7 protein-coding genes are annotated in these 23232 nt (G+C 64.2%); 1 reads left to right on the top strand and 6 read right to left on the bottom strand.

Annotation, left to right across the window (positions count from 1 at the left end; all coding sequences use genetic code 11):
• Window positions 1–382 precede the first annotated feature (382 nt).
• The 6 genes from BLT65_RS16455 to BLT65_RS16430 all read right to left on the bottom strand — a co-directional run bounded on the left by BLT65_RS16455 (window position 383) and on the right by BLT65_RS16430 (window position 20668).
• Window positions 383–1333: a GNAT family N-acetyltransferase gene (locus BLT65_RS16455; protein WP_091779174.1), complete on the bottom strand. Its 951-nt coding sequence runs from the start codon at window positions 1331–1333 to the stop codon at window positions 383–385.
• A 41-nt stretch (window positions 1334–1374) separates the two neighbouring features.
• The gene (locus BLT65_RS16450; RefSeq protein ID WP_091779172.1) at window positions 1375–3564 is read right to left on the bottom strand and encodes a TonB-dependent siderophore receptor; all 2190 of its coding nucleotides are present in this window, start codon (window positions 3562–3564) and stop codon (window positions 1375–1377) included.
• Between the two features lie 48 nt (window positions 3565–3612).
• A complete protein-coding gene (locus BLT65_RS16445) occupies window positions 3613–4998 on the bottom strand; it encodes a lysine N(6)-hydroxylase/L-ornithine N(5)-oxygenase family protein (protein WP_091779170.1) in 1386 nt (461 codons plus the stop codon).
• 64 nt (window positions 4999–5062) lie between these two features.
• A complete protein-coding gene (locus BLT65_RS16440) occupies window positions 5063–6061 on the bottom strand; it encodes a GNAT family N-acetyltransferase (protein WP_244186508.1) in 999 nt (332 codons plus the stop codon).
• 16 nt (window positions 6062–6077) lie between these two features.
• Window positions 6078–11060 carry a non-ribosomal peptide synthetase gene (locus BLT65_RS16435; protein WP_091779166.1) on the bottom strand — a complete coding sequence of 1661 codons (4983 nt, stop codon included), beginning with the start codon at window positions 11058–11060 and terminating at the stop codon, window positions 6078–6080.
• A gap of 11 nt (window positions 11061–11071) precedes the next feature.
• A complete protein-coding gene (locus BLT65_RS16430; protein WP_091779164.1) occupies window positions 11072–20668 on the bottom strand; it encodes a non-ribosomal peptide synthetase in 9597 nt (3198 codons plus the stop codon).
• 255 nt (window positions 20669–20923) lie between these two features.
• Between BLT65_RS16430 and BLT65_RS16425 the strand changes: the two genes are divergently transcribed.
• Entirely contained in the window at window positions 20924–22720 is a 1797-nt protein-coding gene (locus tag BLT65_RS16425) for a cyclic peptide export ABC transporter (RefSeq protein WP_091779162.1), read from the top strand.
• Window positions 22721–23232 lie beyond the last annotated feature (512 nt).

Here is a 23232-nt window from a genome sequence, read left to right as displayed (position 1 = left end):
TCTGTCGATGCTTTCAAAAAAGCGGGGAGAACAGAGGAGGAGAAAAGCGCGGAGGGATGAATGCTTCCGTGACCGATGAACGCGTCGCACGGCGTGGGTTTCGCCGCTGACCGCCCCTGCCGGCGTCATCTTGCGGATGACGCGGCGCCCGTCGGCGGAGGGTAATCCGCTGTCGTTGCGGGCAAGGAAGCATGTGGAAGAATATACCGGGTCACATTGTGGATAGGCTCCCTGTTTACGGGTTTCGACCGCCACAAACCGGAAGATTATTCCTTCGTAACAGAAATAATCAGAACATTATTTCAGATCCAATCTGCAAGCCCGCAATCGCGTCGGCAATGTCGACCACTGCGTGCAGGTGCAGGTCTAACCGCGCAACACCTCAAGGCCCGAACTGCCCGAAGTACGTCTCGCGCTCGACGATCACGAGCGCCGCACGCTTGTGCGGAAAATCGAACTCCTTCAGCGTGAAGGCGCCCAGCCGGTGCATCCATGCAATGTGCCGCGTGTGATCGATGCGCGGCTCGCCGACGATGCGTTGCGTGCGCGGATCGTCGAGAAACATGTAATGCAGGATGCCGTTGAACCACGCGCGCAGCTTGCCCGCGCTCTGATAGTCGCTGTTGCCGACGAGCAGATGCAGGCCGCGATCGAAATCGCCGGCATCATAGAACGGCGCGACGCGATCTTCCTTCGCCCAATAGACCTCGAAGTACGCGAACGGTTCGTCGTCGAAGCATCCGATCAGCGGATGCACATGCGGGTCCGCGCACTGCTCGGCCAGGTACGCCGCATGCTGCTCGCGCGTCCCCTTGAAATCCCAGAAGTGCGCAACGCGATCCTGATTCTGCCAATGGTGAAAGAGGTCCGTGTCGCGCTCGACGTCGACCGTGCGCAGCGTGAAAGTCATGCCGACCGTCGGCATGAAGCGCCGATACACCGTACCCTTCGGCTTCGGCGCGCGCACGGGATGGCGCCGGTTGTGATGGATCGTGTAGCGCATCGGCATGCCTGCCGAAGAAGGCGCTGTGAGCCACAGCGACGGCTGCTGCCAGAAGGTCACGCGCGACGTCATGAGCCGCAGCATCGAGCCTTCATGCGCCGCAGTATCGACGATACCTTCGCGGATCGCACGCGTGACGAACGCATGCGTCGCATCGTCGTCATGTTCGAACGGCAAGGTCAGCGACACCTGCTGTCGCTTCGCATCGCGGCAAAAGATCTCCGCGAGCGCGGGCAATAGCTGCACGGGTGCCGCATCGCGCGGCCACGCCGACAATGCAAAGCCGTCCGGCGTCGGAACAAGTTCCTCAAAGGCCACGCGAGCGTTCATGCTTGTCTTCCTTTCCTCAAATGATCCAATGGTCGCGGCGCTTACCAGTCGTAACGCGCCGTCGCCAATACCGTGCGCTGGTTGCCGTAGAAGCACGCAAACGCGCTCTGGCAACCGGTCACATAGCGGCGGTTGAAAATATTCGTCGCGTTCACCGCGAAGCGCCATTTGCTGATGTTGTAGTGGACGGCAGCGTCGTACACGGTATAGCCCGGCACGTGCAGCGAGTTGTCCGCCGCGCCCGCGCTATAGCTCGCGTAACGCAGCCCTGCGCCGAAGCCAAGACCCGTCAGCGGCCCCGTGTGCCACGTCCAGTCGGCCCACAGCGAAGCCGTCTGGTGCGGCAACGGAATCGCGACTGGCCACTTGTTCAGCGAAGCGTCGTTGGCCTTGATGTTCTTCACATCCTGATACGCGTACGAAGCGATGATGCTCAGATCGCGCGTGACGTTGCCAACGGCGCTGAACTCGATGCCGCGCGAACGCACTTCACCCGTCTGCACGCTGAACGTTCCCGTTGGATCGTTCGGATCGGGTGTCGTGACGTTGGTCTGGTTGATCTGATAGATGGCCGCGTTCAACATCAGGTTCTTGTTGAACGGCTGCCAGCGCAAACCGAGTTCGATCTGCTTGCCCTTGGTCGGCTGGAACGGCGTGCCGTCCGCATTCACGCCAATCACGGGATTGAACGACGTCGCGTAGCTGATATACGGAGACAAACCGTAATCGCCGAGATACACGGCGCCCACGCGATACGTGAACGCGTGATCGTTCTGCCGCTGTTCGGTGTTCGCGACGGTATTTGTCGTCGTGTTACGGCTCCAGTCCTGGCGGCCGCCAATCGTGAAGACGATGCGCGGCGTCAGCTTGATCTGGTCCTGCGCGTAGACGCCAAAGCTGTCGAGCTTCGTTTTGGTATCGCTATAACCGAACGAATTCGGCCCGCTGAAGATATCCGACGTCACGGGAACGTAGACGGGATTGAACATGTTCAGACTCGGCGCCAGCGCGAGCTGTTCGCTGTCCGTCGACAATTGCCGGTTGTATTCGAAGCCGAGCAGCACCGTATGCTCGATCGAGCCGGTGTGGAATTGCGCCTGCGCCTGATTGTCGATGTCGAAGCGCGAGTAGTTCGGCTGGAACTGGCCCGCGTAACGCGTCAGCGACGCTTCCGTCGGGTCGGTTGGATCGAGGCCGCCGCCGTACACCGTCGAGTTGTTCAACGACAGGTGCATGTAGCGCGTGTTCTGTCGGAACGTCCAGGTCGGATTCAAGCGCTGCTCGAACTGATAGCCGACCGACCACTGCCGCTTGTCATAACGCGCAAAGTTGCCGTCGCCCGTATAGAGGTCGTTCGAGATCACGCCATTCGGGTTCGGCAGAATCGTGCCGGACGCGGGCAGGAAGTTATCCGACACGTCGGTGTTATCGCGCAGATAGGTCGCGTACAGCGTCAACGAGGTATCGGCCGTGGGCTGCCATTTGATCGACGGCGCGAACATCAGTCGTTGATCCGCATTCGGCCCCGTCGGCATGTTGCCGTCGCGCCCCACGCCGACGAAGCGATACGTGAGCGTGCCGTCCTTGTCGATCTTGCCGCCCAGGTCGATACCGATCTGCTTGCGTGCATCGGTACCGATCTGCAATTCGATTTCGCGGATACGCTCGGCTGTCGGCTGCTTCGTCTGAATGTCGACGAGCGAGCCCGGGTCGCCTTGTCCGTAAAGCACCGACGTCGGTCCGCGCAGCACCGTGATACTTTCCACCTGATACGGATCGACGCGCCAGCTCGCGAGGTTCAGCGTGTTGGGCACCTGCAACCCATCGACGAACACACTCGGCGTGAAGCCGCGAATTGCCGTGTACCAGTCCGAGCGCGTGCTCGCGCCGTACGACGAAAAGCCCGGCACATAACGCAGCGCCTGATTGATCGACGTCGCGCCCTGCTCTTCGATTTGCGCCGCCGTCACGATGTTCACCGTCTGCGGCACTTCGTCGAGCGGCGTATCCGTCTTCGTCGCCGTCGCGGTTCGATGCGCGACGAAGCCTTCCGTATCGCCCGCCGCCGTGCCTTGCACCTTCACGGCGGGCAACGTCGCTGTCTTGTCTTGCGCGCTGTTCTGGTTATCCGGCGCCTGTTGCGCCTGCGCGTAACCCGTTGCCGTGGCGAGAAAAGTCATGCTGGCTGCCGCAGCAATGGCACGCCGCTGCGTGCCTGTGACCCACTCCATCTGATACCTCGGAATATTGATGACGGCGCGTCGCGCCGCTTGTTGTTATCAAAGAGCGAAAGCCACGCGGCCGCCGCTCACCCCGGTTTGCGCCCCTGTGCGCGCTTGAACTGCGAAACTGTTTTCGTTGTTGCCTGCTTCGAGCGAGCCGGCGATTTCGTCTGCGCGGCGCGCGAGGATCGACAGCAGCGTGTCGCTCAGGCCGTGACTGTCTTCGCAGCACCCTTGCAGATAGATGCGCGGGTGGAAATGCGCCGGCGTTGCGAGCATGTAGTCGCGCGCGACTTCGCATTGCTCGACGGGTTTGCCCAATGCGTCGGCGAGCGGGTCGAGCAACGCGTGATGTGCGTCGCGCCGATAGCCCGTCGCGAGCACGACGGCGTCGAAACGCTCGCCACGCGCATCGCCGTCCATGCGGTCGCGCAGACGCATGTCGATTTCATTCCCTTGCGCGCCTTGCACTTCACGCACGGATTCGATCGCGCAGTTGTTCAGCAGACGATGACGCGCCGTGCCGCTCACGTTTTGCACATACAGCAGCTCATAGATCTGCTCGATCAATGGCCGGTCCACCACCGAGTAGTTGGTGTCGCGGAACGTATCGAGCAGCGAGCGGCGCGCGTCCTTCGGCTGCGAATAGATGAGATCGGTAAATGACGGGTTGAAGATTTCATTGACGAACGGGCTGTCGTCCGCTGGTTTCAGCGCGGGCGCGCGCATCACGAGCGTCGCGTCGACGTGCGGGAAGCGGCGAGTCAGGTCGATGAACACTTCAGCCGCGCTCTGGCCACTGCCGACGACAGCGACGCGACGCCGTGCCGTGTCGCCTTTGCCGTCGCCGATCACATCGCCGATCGTCGTCAGATAGTTCGACGAGTGAACCACGGCGGCATCGCGCAAGGCTGCGAACGCCGCCGGAATCTGCGGCACGCCGCCCATGCCGACCGACAACGCACGCGTCAGCCGATGACGCTCCTTGCCTTGCCCATCGCGCGAATGCACACGCAAGTGCGTGACGGTGCGCGCATCGTTCTCGTCCGCGACGGACTCGATCTGCGTGACCGATTCGCCGTAATGCACCTGATCGTCGAAGGCGCTTGCGACCCAGCGCAGATAGTCATGAAACTCGATCCGCGTCGGATAGAAATTCTTCAGGTTGACGAAATCCTGCAGACGTCCACGCTCGAACAGATAGTTGATGAACGTGAAGCGGCTCTTCGGATCGCGCATCGTGACGAGATCCTTGAGGAAGGAAATCTGCATGCGGCTGTCGTCGAGCAGCATGCCGCGATGCCAGCCGAACTCCGGCTGCCGTTCGATGAAGCAGTGCGCGCCCGGCGCGCCGCCGTTTTCCGCGAGGCGCACGGCCAGCGCGAGATTCGACGGCCCGAAGCCGACGCCGATCAGATCGTGAATGTATTCTCGTTGACTCATGAAATGTCTCCCTTCTACCAGTGGCGACGAACGTTGTGCGTGTGACGGAAAGCGCAGCGGGGCATCACAGATGACGACCGTCGAAGAACGCTTCGCGAACCACGCGCATCAGCAACGCCCGTTTGTGCGGAAAATCAAAATGCGCGATGCTCGAAAAGCCGTGCTGCTTCAGGTAATCGATCATGCGAGCGTTGTCGTGACGCGGCTCGCACACGACAGCCTGGGTACGCGGATCGTCGAGAAAGAGGTAATGGACCAGCGACGGCAGCCATGCCGCCACACAGGCGGCGCCGCGCCAGCGCGTATCACCGACCAGCATGTGCAGACCTCTGTCGAAATCCGTCGATGCCGCGAACGGCGCAATGCGGTCCTCCTTCGCCCAATACGCTTCGAAGTAACCGAAGGGCTCGCCGTCGAACGCGCCGATCAACGGATGCACATGCGGCGTCGACAGCACGCGTTCGAGGTACGCGCGATGCGCGTCGAGCGTGCCCGCCTCGCCCCAGAACGCGTTGACGCGCGGTTCGTTCATCCACGCATGCAGGTGTTCGAGGTGCTGCGCGACGCAAGCCGTGTGCAACGTGAAGCGGTGTCCGAACTCGGGCACATCGCGCGCATACACGACGCCGTCGACATAAGGCGCGCGCCGCGGGTGCCGCGCGCCGTCCGTCATCGCATAGGACAGCGCCGCGTGCGGCGTCGACGCATCGCGCGTGAGCCACAAATCAGGCTGCTGCGCCCAAGCGTCGCGCAGGCACAGGTTCTGCGCGGTCAGCACGCCGCTGTGACGCAGCGGGTCGAACGCGTCGCGATGCAGCTTGTCGATATCGAGCGCGATGGACTTGCTGTCGCGACTCGCGCCGAATGCCGCGCGCAACGCGGCCAGGACCGCGCGGCGTTGCCCCAGCGGCGAAATCCCCTTGCACCATTCGACGATGCGCAGGCCCGCTTCACGCGTCCAGCGCGCGTGCAGCACGATGCCTTCGGCGCGGCCGTCTTCGGCCACCGTGATCGCGTCGCCTTCCAGATACGCCGCCAGCGACGGTTGCTTGAACGTGTTCATGTCACTCCGTATGAAATCAGCGTGCATCGCGCACCTCCGTAGCCGGTTCGCGTGCTTCCTGTTCGATGTTCGCGTCGAGTCGCAGCGCCAGCGCATGGGCCACGCTCGTTAGCGTTTGATGGACGAACACGTCGTCGATCGTGATCGCGTAGCCCGCCGCGCTCGCCGCATCGACGAAGCGCACGACGTCGAAAGACGTCGCGCCTGCTTCGAACAGGTTGTCGTCGTGATTGGGCGCGTCACCGTCGAAGGTATTGGCCCAGATGCGTGCGAGCGCATGCATGAGTCGTTCGGTACGCGGCGAAGGATCGATGGACGCTTGATGCGCTTTCGTCTGCGCGGTGATGGGCGTCTCGCCCGAAATGACAATCGCTTCTTCTGGCGCTTCAATAAAGCGCGTGACGTCGGCCAGATAGTCGGCGCACAACCGCGCAACGAACTCGCCAGCCACCAGTTCGCGTCCATACGAGAACGCGCCCGTCACGCGGCCATCCGGATGCTCGACGATATCGAGTTCGAGATCGAACACGACGCGATGACGCACGTCGTTGAACTCATCCACTTCGATGCCATGCCATTGGCGCGTATCGCTTTGCGCAGGCCGCAGATAGTTGAACATCACCTGGAAGAGCGGATTGCCGTTCGCGGTGCGCGACGCGCGCACACTATCGACAACCTGCGCGAACGGCGCGGCGACATGCGCATACGCGCCCAGCGCGGCTTCGCGCACGGCGGCAATTACTTCGCGCGGCGATCCCGCTTCGCGCATCGCCGTGCGCACGACGACAGCGTTGATGAAGAGACCAATCACGTCGTCGGTGCCGGCATCGCGCGTCGATGCGAGTACGCCGACAGCCTGATCGAGCGCGCCCGTCTGCCGTGCGAGCACGACGTTCAGCACCGCGTGCAACAGCATCGGCAGTGTTGCGTGCGACGACATCGCCAACGCCTTCGCGCGTTCGACCGTCTGCGCGTCGAACTCGAACGCGATGCGTCCCGCGCTCCATTCGGGCGAAACGGGACGCTCGCCCGAAGGCTGCGGCAAACGCATCAACGGTACGTCGCGCAATGCGTCGCGCCAGTACTTCAGGTCGACTTGCCTCGGCTTCGTGCGGGAGGCGAATACGGGTTTCAGCGGCGACGTGCTCAACGGCTCGCCTGTTGCGGGTGCCGAATAAGCGCTCTGCACGTCGTTGAGCCATACGTCGATCGAATGACCGTCTGCAACGATGTGATGGATCACGACCGACAACACATGATCGTCGTCGGCGAGACGGATCAGGCGCGCGCGCCACAGCGGCGCTTTGGCGAGATCAAACGGCGTGAGCGCGTCTTCATCTGTTAGCTGCGTCGCTGCAGCAATGCGTTCATCCATCGACGCCAGCGCTCGCAGATCGACGACGGGCAACGTCACGCGACGATACGCGTCGATCACCTGACGCGGTTCGGCCGCACCCTTTGCCGATACCAGGCGCGCGCGCAACGCGGGATGCTTGTGCGCTGCGTGATCGAATGCGTTTTCCAGCGCGGCCGCATCCACGGCGCCACGCAGGTGCAGCGCGACGGGAATGTTGTACGCCGCGCTTTCCGGCTGCGCGCGCCACAGAAACCACAGCGCGCGTTGCGCATCGCTCAACGCGAGGTCGCTCGCGTCTTTCGATTCCGGCTCGTGACGCTCGTTCTCACGCGCCCCGACACGCGGCGCTTCGGCCACGCGTTGCGCGTACGCAGCGAGCGTCGGCGCTTCGAACAGCGTGCGAACGGGCACGTCGTGCGCGAGCCGTTCGCTGACGCGCGTTGCCACGCTCACGGCCGCCAGCGAATGGCCGCCCAGTTCGAAGAAGTGATCGGCGCGGCCCACGCGCTCGACGCGCAGCACTTCGCACCAGATCGCCGCGAGCGCCGTTTCGATGCCCGCTGCGGGCGCATCGAACGCACGCTCGACGCGTACCGGTTCCGGCAACGCCGCGCGGTCGATCTTGCGGTTCGCGTTGCGCGGCAGCGCATCGAGCACGACGATATGCGGCGGCACCATATAGTCCGGCAACGCACGGCGCAAATGCGCTGCGAGCGCATCGCCATCGACCCGCTCGCTGCGCTTGCGTGCCTCGTCGCTGAGTTCGACATACGCAGCGAGCGCAGCGTCGGCGCCGCTGCCGCGCACCACGGCCACCGCGTCACGCACATCGTCGTGCGCCATCAGGCGCGCTTCGATCTCGCCGAGCTCGATACGCAACCCACGCACCTTCACCTGATGATCGATACGCCCGACAAACTCCAGCACGCCATTCGCACGCCGCCGAACCAGATCGCCCGTTCGATACAGCCGCGTGCCCGGCGCCCCGAATGGATCGGGCACGAAGCGCTCAGCCGTCAACGCAGCGCGCGCGTGATAACCGCGCGCGACGCCCGTGCCGCCCAGATACAGTTCGCCCGTCACGCCAATCGGCAACGGCCGCAGGCTCGCATCGAGCACATGCGCGGTGCGCTCGCCGACGGGCGTGCCAATGGGCAAGTAAGCGGCATCCGCGATATCGCTCGCGTCTTCGTGCGCGTCGATCATCCACAGCAACGGCGTAATCACCGTCTCCGTCGGACCATAACCGTTCACGACGCGCACATCGGGAAACGCCTGACGCAGCGCGGCGAACGCTTCGCGCGAGGTCGCCTCGCCGCCGACCGTGAGCGAGCGCAGCGAACGCGGCGCGCCATGCGCGCGCGCCCATTCGGCCATTTGCAGCGCGTAGCTCGGCGGGAATGCAGCAATCGTGATCCGTTCGCTCGCGATCGTTTCGCAGGTTTGCGCGGGTGGCCACAACGCATCGTCGGTGATGCGGATGTCGACGCCCGCCGTCAGCGGCGCGAGCCAGCATTCATGCGCGCCGTCGAAATTGATCGACATGAAGTGCAGCACGCGGTCCTTCTCGCGCATGCCGTAGCGCGCGGCAATCGCCGCGCAGTGCATCGCGATCGATGCGTGATCGACCACGACACCCTTCGGCTTGCCCGTCGAACCCGACGTGTAGATCAGATACGCGGCCTGCGTCGGTGCAATGGCCGGTTCGTGATAGGCAACGTCGTCTTGCGCTGACTCGTCTTCCGCGTCAATCAACCATAGGCGGGTGCCGTGCCGCAGCGGAAGCTTCGGCACATGGCGCCGCTCGGTGACGACATGCTCGATCGACGCGTCGTCGACGATATGCGCAAGGCGGTCGCGCGGATGCGTCGGGTCGAGCGGCACGAACGCGCCGCCCGACTTGAGAATAGCCAGCAGCCCAACGAACAGATCCGTCGAGCGGCCCACTGCGATGCCGACCCGTGTTTCCGCGCCGACACCCGCCGCCATCATCCGCGCCGCGAGCCGCGCGGCGCGTGCGTCGAGTTCGGCGCGCGTGAGCGTCTTTTCGGCGTTCATCACCGCGCTCACGTCGGGCTTTTTCTTCGCGTGCTGGGCGAGCTTCACATGCACGGGGACAAACGGCCCGTCTGCATGTTCATACGCGTTCCACGCATCCAGTTGCTCACGTTCGTCCCGCGTCAGCCATTCGAGGTCACCCACGGGCGCGTGCGACGACGCAAGCGCGCTGTCGAGCAACTGTGCGTACTCGCCCGCGATCCGCTGCACGGCCTGCGCGTTGAACAGATCGGTCGAATAGACGAACGCGGCATCGAGCGCGCCGTCTTCGCGTTCCTCGAAGCCGAGCGTCAGATCGAACTTCGCATACGGCGCACCAAACGGGAGATCGGTCACGCGCACGTCGTCGAATGCGGGCAATGCGCGGCGCGCCGCATACGACGCCATCACCTGAAACAACGGATGATGACTCGCGCTGCGCGGCACACCGAGCGCTTCAACCACCTGCTCGAACGGCACGTCCTGGTGCGATTGACCATCGACGAGCGCGCGCTGCACGTTGTCGATCAATGCCTCGAACGGCTCGCGCATATCGACGTGTGCGCCCACCGCGAGCGTATTGACAAAAAAGCCGATCAGCCCCGCCGTTTCCGCGCGCTCGCGATTCGCGGCGGGCACGCCGATCTGCACGTGCGACTCGCCGCTCGCCCGCGCGAGCAATGCGTGCAAGGCCGCGAGCAGCACCGCGAACGGCGTCGCGCGACGCGCTTGCGCGAGCGTGCGAACACGTTGTGCCGTCGTTGCATCGACGGTGAAGTAATGACGTCCGCCGCGCGCGCTGCGCTGCATCGGGCGCGCGCCGCTGCCGGGCAATGCGATCACACCCGCGTCCGCTCGCACCTGCTCGCGCCAGAATTGCAGCTGACGTTCAGCCTCGCCCGCGTCTAGCCAGCGGCGCTGCCACAGCGAAAAGTCCGCGTATTGAACCGGCAGCGGCGCGAGCGCAACGGTGTCGCCGTTGGCGTACGCACGGTAGAACGCGGCCAGCTCATCGAGCAGCACGTCGATCGACCAGCCGTCGGAGACGATGTGGTGCATCGTCAGCACGAGCCAGTGTGTCGAGTCGTCGAGCGCGATCAGATGCACGCGCACGAGTGAGTCCTGGGCCAGATCGAACGGTTGATCTTCGTCTTTCGCCGCAATGTCCGAGGCGATGCGTTCGCGCTCGTCGTTCGCCGCGCGCGACAGATCGGTGAAGCGCCACGGGCAACGCGCAGGCGCTTGCACGACCTGCTCGACGCCGCCATCTGCGGATTCGGCAAAGGTGGTGCGCAATGCTTCATGACGCGCAATCAGCGCATCGAATGCGTGCCGCAGCACCGCGCGATTCAGTTCGCCGTCGAGCCGCAGCCGGCTCGTCACGTGATACGCCGCCGGCTCGTCGATCATGCGCGCGTGCAGCCACAGCCGCGTCTGCGCGAACGATGCGGGCACGGCCGACGAGCGGTCCGCGCGCGCCGGAATCGGCAGCACGCGAAAGTCGATGCCCGCTTCACCGAGCTTCGTGATGAACAGCTTGCGCTGCGCGTCCGGCAATTGCGCGAAACGCGCGGCGAGCGCCAGCAGATCGGGTTTGAATGTCATTCGATCGTTCCTCATTGCGCTTCGAGTTCACCGAGCAGCGCGTCGATCGCGCGCGCTGCGTCGTCGAGTGAGTGAGCGCCGCGCGCTTCGAGCGCCGCGTCGATGGCAGCCGCGCAGCGCGACAGCGTGCGGGCATCGAACAGCGTGCGCAGCGGCAGCGCGAGCGACCAGTGCAGATTGATTTGCGCGTTCGCCTGCGTCGCCAGCAGCGAATGTCCGCCTAGCGCGAAGAAGTCGGCGTCGCGGCCAATCGCGTGGCTCGCGTCGATGCGCAGCACGCGTGTCCAGATCGCGGCGAGTTCGCGCTCGGTGTCGGTCTGCGGTTCGGCCACTTCTGTCGTTTGTAGCGACGGCGCGGGCAATGCGTTGCGGTCGCACTTTCCGTTCGGCGTGACGGGCAGCGCGTCGAGTTCGATCACATGCGCGGGCACCATGTAGGCAGGCAACTGCGCGTTCAACGTCGCGAACAGCGCCGCTTGATCGAATGATTCTTCGGCGCGTCGCGCGACATAGCCGATCAACTGCTCGTCGCGCACGATCACGACGGCGTCATGCACGCCGGGCGCAGCGCGCAACAGCGCTTCGATTTCGCCCGGCTCGATACGCAAACCGCGCAACTTGACCTGCTGATCGGCCCGGCCGAGATAGTCGAACACGCCGTCCGCACGGCGGCAGACAAGATCGCCCGTGCGATAGAGACGCGCGCCCGGCGTGAACGGATCGGGGATGAAGCGCTCTGCCGTCAGCGCGGCGCGCCCGAGATAACCACGCGCGAGCCCGACGCCGCCCAGATACAGTTCACCGATTGCGCCCGCGGGCAACGGATGCAGCGACGCATCGAGCGCATGCAGTTGGATGTTTGCAATCGGCTTGCCGATGGGGACTGCGACGGCCTGTGCATCGGCCTCCGTGCAGGTCCAGTGCGATACGTCGATTGCGGCCTCCGTCGGGCCGTACAGGTTGTGCAATTGCGCTTGCGGCAGCAGCACGCGCGCGCGCGCCACGAGTTCGGGCGACAGCGCCTCGCCGCTGGCCACGATGCGCGCGATGCTCGTGCATTGCGCGGCGGCATCGAAGTCCTTCAGATGGCCGAGGAACGCGCCAAGCATCGACGGTACGAAATGCAGTGTCGTTACGCCAAAGGTTGCGATGGCGGACGCGAGGCGCGCCGGGTCGCGATGATCGCCTGGTGCGGCGATGGCGAGCGTTGCGCCGACCGACAACGGCCACACGAATTCCCACACCGAAACATCAAAGCCGAACGGCGTCTTGTGCAGCACGACGTCCTGCGGCGTCAGCCGATACGCGTCCTGCATCCACGCAATGCGGTTCGCGAGCGCGCGATGCGTATTGCCCGCGCCCTTCGGCTTGCCTGTCGAGCCCGATGTGTAGATCAGATACGCAAGCTGATCGGGCTCGACGGCGATGGGCGTTTCGAGCGCGGCTTTCGCATCGAGTCCTTCGACGCACAGCACATGCGCGCTGCCGCTGCGGATCGAAGCGACGACGCGCGCATGCAGCGCCCGTTGAGTCAACACGACTGCGGGCTGCGCATCGTCGAGCAGATAGGCGATGCGATCGGCGGGATAGTCGGGATCGACGGGCAGATAGGCGGCGCCCGCCTTCAACACGCCGAACAGCGCGACCACCATGTCGATAGAACGCTCGACGCATAGCGCGACCACGCTGTCCGCCTTGACGCCTGCATTCAGCAACGCAGCGGCCACGCGGTTCGCGTGGTCATCGAGCTCGGCATACGTGACGCGCGTGCGGTTTGCGGTGGCGTCGATGAAATCCAGCGCGATTGCATTTGGCGTCGCAGCAGCATGCCGTTCGAACTGACGATGAAGCGCCAGTTGTTGTTCATCGCGCCACGTGTGCGCGGTATCGTTAAAGCGCGCGAGTTGCGTGCAGTCGTCCTGCGTCGCGATCGACACGCTTCCGAGCAGCGCATGTGGATCGGCGATGAACGCTTCAATGCTGGCATTGAACGCGCGATGCAGCGTCTGCACGCGCGCTTCGTCGATACGCGCCGTGTCGTAGCCGTAGTCGATCGTCAGCGTGTCGCCGGCCTGAACGACCAGCGTGACGGCCAGATCCGTCGATTCGACGCTGTGAATGTCCGACAGGCGCAGCGCGCGTTCGTCGGTCGCCGACCACGCCGGATCGACGGGATAGTTTTCGAACACGACAAGCGTGTCGAACATTGCGCCGCCGCCCTGGCCGGCCCAGCGTTGAATGTCGAAGAGCGGCGTATGCGCATGCTCGGCATTCGCCGCGTTGTCGCGTTGAAGATCGGCGAGCCAGTCGGCGATGCGCCGTTGCGGCGCAGGCGTGGCGATGACGGGCAATGTGTTGATGAACAGGCCAAACACGCTTTCCACGTCGGGCAGCGAGTCGGGCCGCCCAGCGACGGTCGCGCCGAATGCGACTGTCGCGTGATGGGTCATGCGCTGCAATGCGAGCGCCCACGCGCCCTGCACCAGCGTGTTCACGGTCAGCCTGAGGCTGCGCGCAAGCGCGGTCAGCTTCGCGGTCGTGGCGGCATCGAACTGCGCGCGCCAGACATCATGCGGCGCAGCGGCGGCCGACTCCGGCGACACGTTCGGCGCGACCAGCGTCGGTTCGTCGAACCGGGCGAGTCGTTCGATCCAGAATGCCTTGTCGGCATCGTGATCGCGGGCATCGAGCCATGCAATGAAATCGCGGTAACGCAGCCGCGCCCCCTGGCCGAACGACAACGCGCGGCGCTCGCTCATGTAATCGCGCAACACGTCGGCAAACATGCGCGCCGTGCTCCAGCCGTCGAGCAGCAGGTGATGACGCGTCCACACGAGACGCCATTCGTCGTCCGTGAGGCGGACAAGCGTCACGCGCATTAGCGGCGCTTGCGACAGATCAAAGCCTTGCGCACGATCTTCCGTCAGCCATTGCTCGAAGTTCGCGTCTTGCGCATCGCGGCCACGCCAGTCGAGCACGGCGACCGGCAACTTCGCCTGACGATGCACGATTTGCAGCGGCACGTCGGCGTCATGCCAGAAGCTCGTGCGCAAGATGTCGTGCTGCGGCACGACGCGATTGAACGCGTCCGTCACGCGCGTGATATCCGGCGATTTCAGCGTCGCGACGAGTTGGTTGACGTACGTGGTGCGGTCGGGCGCATACAGCGAGTGGAACAGAATGCCCTGCTGCATTGGCGACAGCGGATAGATATCGTCGACGGTGCGCAAATCGAGGTCGAGGCGCTCGAGCATCGGTTGCGAGAGACCCGCGCGCTGCGCAAGCGGAAAGTCAGCGGGCGTGGCGCTCGCACCGCGCTTCGACACGCGTTCGATGCAGCGCGCCGCGATATCGCGCAGCGTGCTTTCGAATGTGCGCGCAAGTTTTTCGACCGTGCCGGCCTCGAACATCGCCGCGCTATAGACCCAATGCACCTTGAGCTTGCGCGCGCCGTCGATATGCGCGTGAATCGCCAGTGCATTCGACATCGGCCCGGCTGGATCGCGCTCGCAGCCTGCGCCTCCGAAGCGTGCGTTCAGCGCGCGCTCGGTCGATGTTTCGCCGAACTGGCCCAGGTAATTAAAAGTCACGCGCGGACGCGGCAGCGCGGCAAGCGTCGTTCGCGTCGCGTAATCGGCGAGATAGCGCAGTACGCCGAAGCCGACGCCCTTGTTCGGTACCGCGCGCAATGCGTCCTTGACGGCCGTGAGCGTGTCGGTGCTCGATGCGCCGATGGGCAGCGCGACAGGATAGTGGCTCGTCAGCCAGCCGATCGAGCGGCTCGCGTCAAAGTCTTCAAACAGCGCTTCGCGTCCGTGGCCTTCGAGTTCGATCAGCAGCGAATTCGCTTCGACACTTGCGCCCAGCGTGTGAGCGAGCGCAGCGACGAGCAGATCGATAGTCTGCGTACGCCATGCGGCGTTCGCATCGGTCAGCAGCGTCTGCGTGAGCGTGGCGTCGATCGTCCATTCGACCGTGCATGCGTCGGCATTGGTCGCCGTGCCTTGCGGATTGTCGAACGGCACGGCGGCGTTCGCGTGCTGCATCGAGGTCCAGTACGGCAGTTCTTTGCTGAAAAGCGCCGCTGCGTTGTTGGCGAGACGTTGCGCCCAGCCCGACGCATGCGCGCCTTGCGCCGCGAGCCTGATGGCACGCCGCTCGCGTGCCGCGACGTAGGCGGCATCAAGGTCTTCGAGCAGCACGCGCCACGACACGCCATCGACGATCAGATGGTGAACTGCGATCCACACACGCGGCGTGCCATCGGGCAACACCGCGACGAGCGCGCCCGCAAGCGGACCGCGCGCGAGATCGAAGCTGCGCTGCAACTCGTCGAATTGCGCGAGCGCGTCGTGCGCGTCGCGCGCTTCAATAGCGACGAGAGGCAGCGTGTCGAATGGTTTGTCGGCGTAGCGCCCGCTCCACGAAGAGGACGCGTCTTGTGTGAAGCGCAGGCGGAATGCGTCGTGATGTGCAAGCGCCGCGTCGAATGCCTGCGCGAATGCGTCGAGATCGAAGTGTTCGGTCGCATGCAGCTCGATCGCCTGATTCCAGTGGTGACGAGCGGGAATCGTCAACTCAAAAAATCGCCGCTGCGCGGGTGTCAACGTGACATGCGAGGCATCCGGTTTTGAAACAGCGCGCGTTTCCGCTTTCGGCTCTGCGACGGCAACCGCTTGAGCGACTTGCGCCAGTTGCTGGACGGTCGGCTTGTCGAACAGTTGTTTTGGCGTGAAGCGCACGCCGCGTTTGCGCGAACGCGCGATCACCTGCAACGCGAGAATCGAATCGCCGCCCAGTTCGAAGAAGTTGTCGTCGCGGCCCACGCGTTCCGCGCGCAGCACTTCTTTCCACACGTCCGCGAGAATTCGCTCTATGCCTTCGAGCGGTGCTTCGCTTGCCGATTGCACGACAGGCTGTTGCGCAAGCTCGCGCAGCTTCGCACGGTCGATCTTGCCGTTCGGCGTGACGGGGAAGGCGTCGCACAGCGTCAACGTCGCGGGCACCATGTAGTCGGGCAGTCGCGCGGCGAGTTGCGTGCGCAGCGATGCTTCATCGCTCTCACCTTGCACGACGACGAACGACGCGAGGCGCGCGCGCCCGTCTTCCTGGATCGCCAGCGTTTCCGCCTGCCTGACGCCGCCGAGCGCGCGCAACGTCGCGCTCACTTCGCCGGGCTCGACGCGATAGCCGCGAATCTTCACCTGATCGTCGAGACGGCCCAGATAGTCGATCGCGCCGTCCGCACGCAGGCGCACGCGGTCGCCCGTGCGGTACATGCGCGCGCCGCTTGCGTCCGGCACGAAACGCTCCGCAGTCGCGGAGGCGCGGCCCAGATAGCCGCGCGCAACGCCCGGTCCGCCCAGATACAGTTCACCGATTCCGCCCACAGGAACGGGCGCGCCGTTCGCATCGAGCACGAACGCGCGCGAGTTCGGCAACGGACGTCCCGTGGGTACGCCCGCCGATGCGCTCGCGCCGCTCATGTTCGCGGTCGCGTCGAACGTGAGCGCGCCGACGGTCGCTTCCGTCGGGCCATAGTGATTGATCACGCGGCACGCCGGCCGCAACGACGTGATCCGTTCGACCAGCGTCCACGGCAGCGACTCACCGCCCAGCACCAGCGCGTGCGCCGGCAGAACATCGGCGGGCTGTTGCGCTTCGAGCAGCGCATGCAGATGGCTCGGCACGATCTTCAACACCCCGACGCCACGCTCGCGCATCGTCGCGGCAAATCGATCGGGATCGAACGCGGCTTCTTTCGGCAGCAGATGCAGCGTGCGGCCCGAGCACAACGCGCCGAACAGCGTCGTATGGCCGAGATCGGCGGCAACTGTCGATACCATCGCCATGCTCGCGCCGGGCACGAACTTCAGTTCGTCGAGCATGCCCTGCACGTAGTCGGCAAGCGCGCGATGCGAAACGACGACACCCTTTGGGGTGCCCGTCGAACCCGATGTGTAGATCAGGTAAGCGGCCTGTTCTGGCGCAATCGGAGCGCATGCGGCTTCGCTGTGTGTGTCGATCAATTTATCGAGCGACAGCACAGGCGCTTTGGTTTCGATCTGTAGTGCATTGGCGGCCACGAACACGCCGCATGCGTCACATGCGGCGATCGACGCTTCGATACGCTCACGCGGCGCCGCGGGATCGAGCGGCACGGCCATCGCGCCCGACTTCAAGACGGCGAGCAATGCGACGACGAAATCGACAGAGCGGTCGATGCACAGCGCAACAGCCCGTTCCGCGACTGCGCCATGTTCGATCAACGCGCGGGCGGCACGCGACGAAGCGCGGTCGAGTTCTTCGAATGTGAGTTGCCGTTGCGCGTCCGTGACGGCGATCTGCTTTGGCGTTGCGTTCGCGTGATGCGTGAACGCTGCAACGACATCAGCGAACTCGGACGTCTGCGCGCGGCCTTGCAGCAGGTTGCTGCGAGGCTCGGCACAAGCGAGCGAACTGACAGCCAACGCAGGATTCGCCACGCTATCCGTCAGAAGCGCAACGAAACTGTCGAGCCATGCCTGCGCGGTCGCATCGTCGATGCAATCCGTCGCCCATGCGGCGACCAGTTCGATACCGCGCGCGTCGTCGGTGAAATCCAGCGCGAAGTCGAAGCGCGCCGCGTTGTCGGGGCCGGGCGTCAACGTTGCGACGGCACCCGGCAACGCGACGGGTTCGTCGAACACGAACTGCTGCGCGAACTTCACGCGCAGCCATTCTTCGCCGCGCCGCACGGGCGGCTTGACGGCATCGATCACCTGATCGAAAGGGATGTCCTGGTTTGCGTATGCGCCGAGGGTCGTGTCGCGCACTTGCGCGAGCAACGCATTGAACGGCGCGTGGGGCGACACGCGAGCGCGCAATGCCACGGTGTTGATGAAAAGACCGAGCAGATTCGCCACTTCGGCGCGCTGCCGGTTGGCGACAGGCGCGGCAATCACGACATCCGTCGCAGCCGTCAGCCGATGCAGCCATGCGTGCAATGCCGTCAGCAGCACGATGAATGTCGATGCGTGCGCGCCGCTTGCGAGATCGCGTACAGCCGCCGATACATGCTGATCGAGACGCCGCGAAGCGCGCTTGCCGATGAGCGTGCGCTCTGCGGGTATAGTCCGATCAACGGGCAATGCGAGCGGCGCGGGTGCATCCTTCAACGTGTCGCGCCAATAACCGAGTTGCCGCTCTCGTTCCGCGCCGTCGAGCCATTCGCGCTGCCATTGCGCGAAGTCCGCGTATTGCGCGGTGAGCATGGGCAATGCAGCGGCGCGGTTTTCCGACAACGCAGCGTAGGCTTCCGCCAGTTCCGCGAACGCGCAACGCGACGACCAGCCGTCGCTGATCGCGTGATGCGCCGTCAACATCAGGCAATGCTCGTCATCAGCGAACGTAACAAGCGATGCGCGCAGCAACGGGCCGCGCTGCAGATCGAAAGGACGCGTCGCATGTTCATCGGCGAGTTCGCTTGCACGTGCCTTGCGTGACTCGAGCGCGATGCCGCGCAAATCGGGTTGATCGACCGGCACGGCGGTGCGCGCATGAACGCGCTGCATCACGATGCCGTCGTCGTCTTCGTGCAGCGTCGTGCGCCACGCTTCATGACGCTCGATCACTTGCGCGAGCGCCTTTTTCAGCAACGCGTGATCGATCGAACCGCGAATGTTCCAATGCGCTGCGATGTGATAGGCATCGCCGGCGTCGCGCGTTTGCGCGAGCACCCAGAAACGCTGCTGTGCAAATGACGCGCGATAGTCCGTGTAATCGGTCTCCATCGTGCTTCGCGCGGGCGCTTTCAATGGAAGCGGCTGCGTAAGGTCTTCCACTTCGCTCGCATCGACGAGCGCCGCGAGTTCTTCGAGCGAACGATCAACGAACAGCGCATCCAGCCGCAGATTCACGCGCAGTTCCGCGCGGATCGCGGCTTGCAGGCGCATGATCGCAATCGAGTCGCCGCCGCGCGCATGAAAACTGTCATCGAGGCCGACAGGCTCGTCGCCCAAAATTGCCTGCCAGATCGCAGCGAGCTTGCGCGCCGTTTCGCCTTGCGGCTCGCGATACGACGCAACCGCCGTTTGCGACGCAACGCGTGCGCGCAGCAACTCACGATCCAGCTTGCCATTCAGCGTATAAGGCAGTGCATCGAGCAGCGCAAAGCGATGCGGCTGCCAGGCTTCCGGCAAGTGCCGCAACAGATGCTCGCGCAACGCGCTTTCATCAGCTGCGCTTTCAATCACGACACAGGCGGTCAACTGCACGCGCGTTGCACTCTGTTCAACGAGCATAGCCGCATCGCGCACACCGGAATGCGAACGCAGACATTGTGCGATCTCGCCGGGCTCGACGCGCACGCCACGAATCTGCACCTGATCGTCGATGCGGCCCATGTAGTCATAAGCGCCGTCCGCGCGCAGACGTGCGAGATCGCCGGTGCGATACACGCGCGAGCCTGGCGCGCCGTCCGCATCGGGGATGAACCGCTCGGCCGTTTGCGCCGCGCGTCCGTGATAGCCGCGCGCGAGACATGCGCCACCCAGCAGCAGCTCGCCTGTCGATCCATCTCCGATCGACGCGCCATCAGCCGATCCCGGCGTGCTGACGCGAGCCGTGCGCAAACCAATCGGCCTGCCGATCGGCAACGATGCGCAAGACGTGTCGCTGAAGGCAGCTTGAGCATCGAGCGGCCACAGCATCGGCGAGATCACGGTCTCCGTCGGACCATAGCCGTTGATCAAACGCACGTCGTTAAACGTTTGCCTGATATCGGCGAATACATCGCCGGGCATCGCTTCGCCTCCGAACGCGAGCACGCGCAATGCAGCGGGCACGCCATGACGCCGCGCGGCTTGCGCGAATTCACGCAGATAGGCAGGCGGAAACGCGGCGATCGTCACGCGCTCCTGCTCGACCAGCGCACGCGCATCGTCGGGCGCGACCGTGCCGGGCGCGGTAATCGCGATGCTCGCGCCTGCGGCCAGCGGCGCGAGCCAATACTCGTGCGCGAGATCGAAATTCACGGAAGCGAAATGCAGCACGCGGTCTGCGTCCGTCATCGGATAAGCATCGATCACGGCATCGCAATGCGCGGCAAGCGCACCATGCTCGACGACCACGGCTTTCGGCGTACCCGTCGAACCCGACGTGTAGATCATGTACGCAGCCGAACGTGGATGAACCTGCGCATCGTCGAATATAACGGCTTGCGTGCTGTCGATCGCATCCACTTCGATGCAGTGCTCGAACCTGGCGCGCATCGTTGCGTCCGCAGCGCGCGTGACGATGCCATGCCGCAGACCCGCGTCGCGCGCCATCCAGTCGAGACGTTGCGCGGGATGACGCGGATCGAGCGGCACGAACACGCCGCCCGCCTTCAGCACGGCGAGCAACGCGACAAACAGATCGCACGACCTGTCGATGCACACGCCCACCCGCACTTCCGCACCGACGCCACGCGCGCGCAACACCGCTGCGACGTTCGACGCGCGAGCGTCGAGTTCGCCGCGCGACATGCGCACGGTATGCGGCGAAAACGCGGCGAGCGCGGGTGCGTTGGGTGTACTGCGCGCGAGTTCGCACAGTCGCTGATGCAAGGCAGTCGGAAAAGTCGTCATTCGTGTGAAGTCCTTCGGCAAGGCCGCTATGCCGCTGCATCGGGGCACGGTTTGTCCCGGTCCCAATTTCAGCGGCTTCACACAGGTGACGAATCGCACGAAAAAAAATTTACCCCTTTTGTGGAATAAATTCTGCGGAGTCCTTGATTGCTCGCGCTCGCGGCGATTTAACTAAAGTTTTGCGATGCCCAAACGTCTATTCGATTGATGACCCTTCATGCGCTCTGCGCGCCTTCACTCTCACGCCCGCTTTCGATGACTGCTTCCAACGCACCGCCCGTGAATGGTTCGGATCGCCCGAACAAACCCGCTACCCGTCTGCTGTTGTCGCTATTACGACGCTCGCGCGGCGCGCTTGCGCTCGCGCTGGTCGCATGCATTGCGAATGGCGTATCGAGCGTGCTGCTGGTCGCGACGCTCAACCGAGCGCTGAGCGCGCCCACCGCTGCAGATCTTCCGCTCGCGTTGCGTTTCGCCGCGTGCGCGCTGGTCGCGCTGATCGCACGCATCGTTTCGGGCGTGCTGTTCGCGGGGCTTTCGCAGGACACGATGGGCCGCATGCGCGAGCATGTTTCCGCGCGCGTCGCGGCTGCCGAGTTGCGCGACGTCGAGCGTGTCGGCGCGGCGCCCGTGCAATCGATCCTCACCGACGACGCCACCAACGTATCGATGCTGTTCTTCGCGCTGCCGAACATCGTCATGCATGGCTCGATCGTCGCGGGCTGCCTTGCGTATCTCGCGTGGCTGTCGTGGCCCGTTTGCGTGCTGGCGCTCAGCGCGATCGTCGTCGGCTCGCTGGGTTATCGCTTCGGCGATATTCGCGCGATCGCGTCGCTCGAAGCAGCGGGCAGCGCGCAAGACAGGCTGTTCGATTACCTGGGCTCGCTGTTCGCGGGTGCCAAGGAACTGAAGCTGCATCGCGAGCGCGCGCGGCAATTCGTCGACGGACAACTGGGCGCAGCGATCAACGAAGTGCGCGACCATCGGCGCCGCGCATTCGTTGCCTATGCGATCGGCGTGGGCTGGATCATCTTTCTGTTCTATGTGTTCCTGGGCGCGGCGACTTTCCTGCCGTCCATCGGCGTGCATGCCGATGCGCAAGCGGCCGCTGGTTATGTGATCGTGTTCCTTTTCATGCTGGTTCCGCTCGATGGGCTGCTGAACAATCTGCCGACAGTCAACGCGGCTCGGGTGTCGCTCGAACGCATCGAGCGCGTGCTCGCCGAATTCGAGGAGCCGCATCGCACGGCGGCGGCCTTGCCGGCTTCCGGCGCTCTGGCTTCCGCCTTCGACACGCTCACGCTGCGCGGTATCACGCACGCGTACTTCCACGAGCGCGACGAGCGCATGTTCCGCATCGGGCCGATCGATCTGACGTTCAAGCCGGGCGAGCTGGTGTTTATCGTCGGCGGCAACGGCAGCGGCAAGACGACGCTCGCGAAGGTGCTGACGGGTCTATATGAGCCGGAAGGCGGCGTCATCGAAGTGGATGGCTCGCCAGTCACGCGGGACACACGGCCCGCATATCGCGAGCGCTTCTCGACGGTGTTCAACGACTTCCATCTGTTCGACACGCTGCTCGGCATCGTCGATCCCGACGACACGAACGACGGCGCCCGCGCCGCCGCCGATGCCCGCGCCAATGCACTGATCGCCAAGCTTGCGCTCGATCACAAGGTTAGCGTTGAAAACGGCACGTTCTCGACTCGCGCGCTGTCGACGGGGCAGCGCAAGCGCCTTGCGCTGGTCGTTGCGTATCTGGAGGATCGACCGTTCTATCTGTTCGATGAATGGGCGGCGGATCAGGACCCGTCGTTCAAGGCTGTGTTCTATGAGCAACTGTTACCGGAGTTGCGAGGTCGCGGCAAGACGGTCGTCGTGATTACGCATGATGACCGTTACTTTCCGCTTGCCGATCGCGTGCTGAAGCTGGATAACGGCGCAATCGTTAATGAAACGCACGGTGTGCCACGTGCAGTTGCTGGAAATGGCACAGTACGTGTGCCGTACGTTCGGGGGGATGTGCGGCAGAGCAGGATTGATGCGGGCTGAAGGTTGGGGTTTGTTTTTTGCTTTTGGTGGCATCCGTGTTGTGCCTGCGCGGCGCGGGCGTCGCCGTTTGGTGTTCTGGGCTTTTCGCTGCCGTCCGCGTTATGTCTTCGTGCTTCAAGCGTCCCCCTGTGCGGGGCGGCGCCTACTTTGTCTGCGACGCTGGCGGGATTGTTGGGCATTTGTGCTGGCATCCGCGTTATGTCTTCGTGCTTCACGCGTTGCCCCTGTGCGGGGCGGCACCTACTTTTCTTTGCCGCCGCAAAGAAAAGTAGGCAAAAGAAAGCGGCTAACACCGCCAACACTTGACCTCTATCCACGGGCCCCCAACGTCCCCGCGCTTCACACGGCAGCATTTCTGTTCGTGCTTGTTGCCAACGCTTTGAATGAATGCCTCACCCGCTTCGAATGCTTCTGCACGGGCCAGCGGCAGCGAACGGTATGTGCCGCCCAGGTGGCAAACTGTGTGTAGGTTGTCGCGACGTACACGTTAGCGCTCTTACAGGGTGGGACGC

Origin of the sequence: Paraburkholderia steynii (assembly GCF_900100565.1) — a bacterium.
In the GTDB taxonomy this organism is placed as follows: domain Bacteria; phylum Pseudomonadota; class Gammaproteobacteria; order Burkholderiales; family Burkholderiaceae; genus Paraburkholderia; species Paraburkholderia terrae.
Note: the sequence above shows the minus strand (reverse complement) of the source record. Positions and strands in the feature narration are given on the sequence as shown.

What these genes read in the sequence shown, in the direction of transcription:
- BLT65_RS16435 (WP_091779166.1), bottom strand. Translation starts at nt 11,060, where the DNA reads ATGACATTCAAACCCGATCTGCTGGCGCTCGCCGCGCGTTTCGCGCAA.
- BLT65_RS16440 (WP_244186508.1), bottom strand. Translation starts at nt 6,061, where the DNA reads ATGAACACGTTCAAGCAACCGTCGCTGGCGGCGTATCTGGAAGGCGAC.
- BLT65_RS16445 (WP_091779170.1), bottom strand. Translation starts at nt 4,998, where the DNA reads ATGAGTCAACGAGAATACATTCACGATCTGATCGGCGTCGGCTTCGGG.
- BLT65_RS16450 (WP_091779172.1), bottom strand. Translation starts at nt 3,564, where the DNA reads ATGGAGTGGGTCACAGGCACGCAGCGGCGTGCCATTGCTGCGGCAGCC.
- BLT65_RS16430 (WP_091779164.1), bottom strand. Translation starts at nt 20,668, where the DNA reads ATGACGACTTTTCCGACTGCCTTGCATCAGCGACTGTGCGAACTCGCG.
- BLT65_RS16425 (WP_091779162.1), top strand. Translation starts at nt 20,924, where the DNA reads ATGACTGCTTCCAACGCACCGCCCGTGAATGGTTCGGATCGCCCGAAC.
- BLT65_RS16455 (WP_091779174.1), bottom strand. Translation starts at nt 1,333, where the DNA reads ATGAACGCTCGCGTGGCCTTTGAGGAACTTGTTCCGACGCCGGACGGC.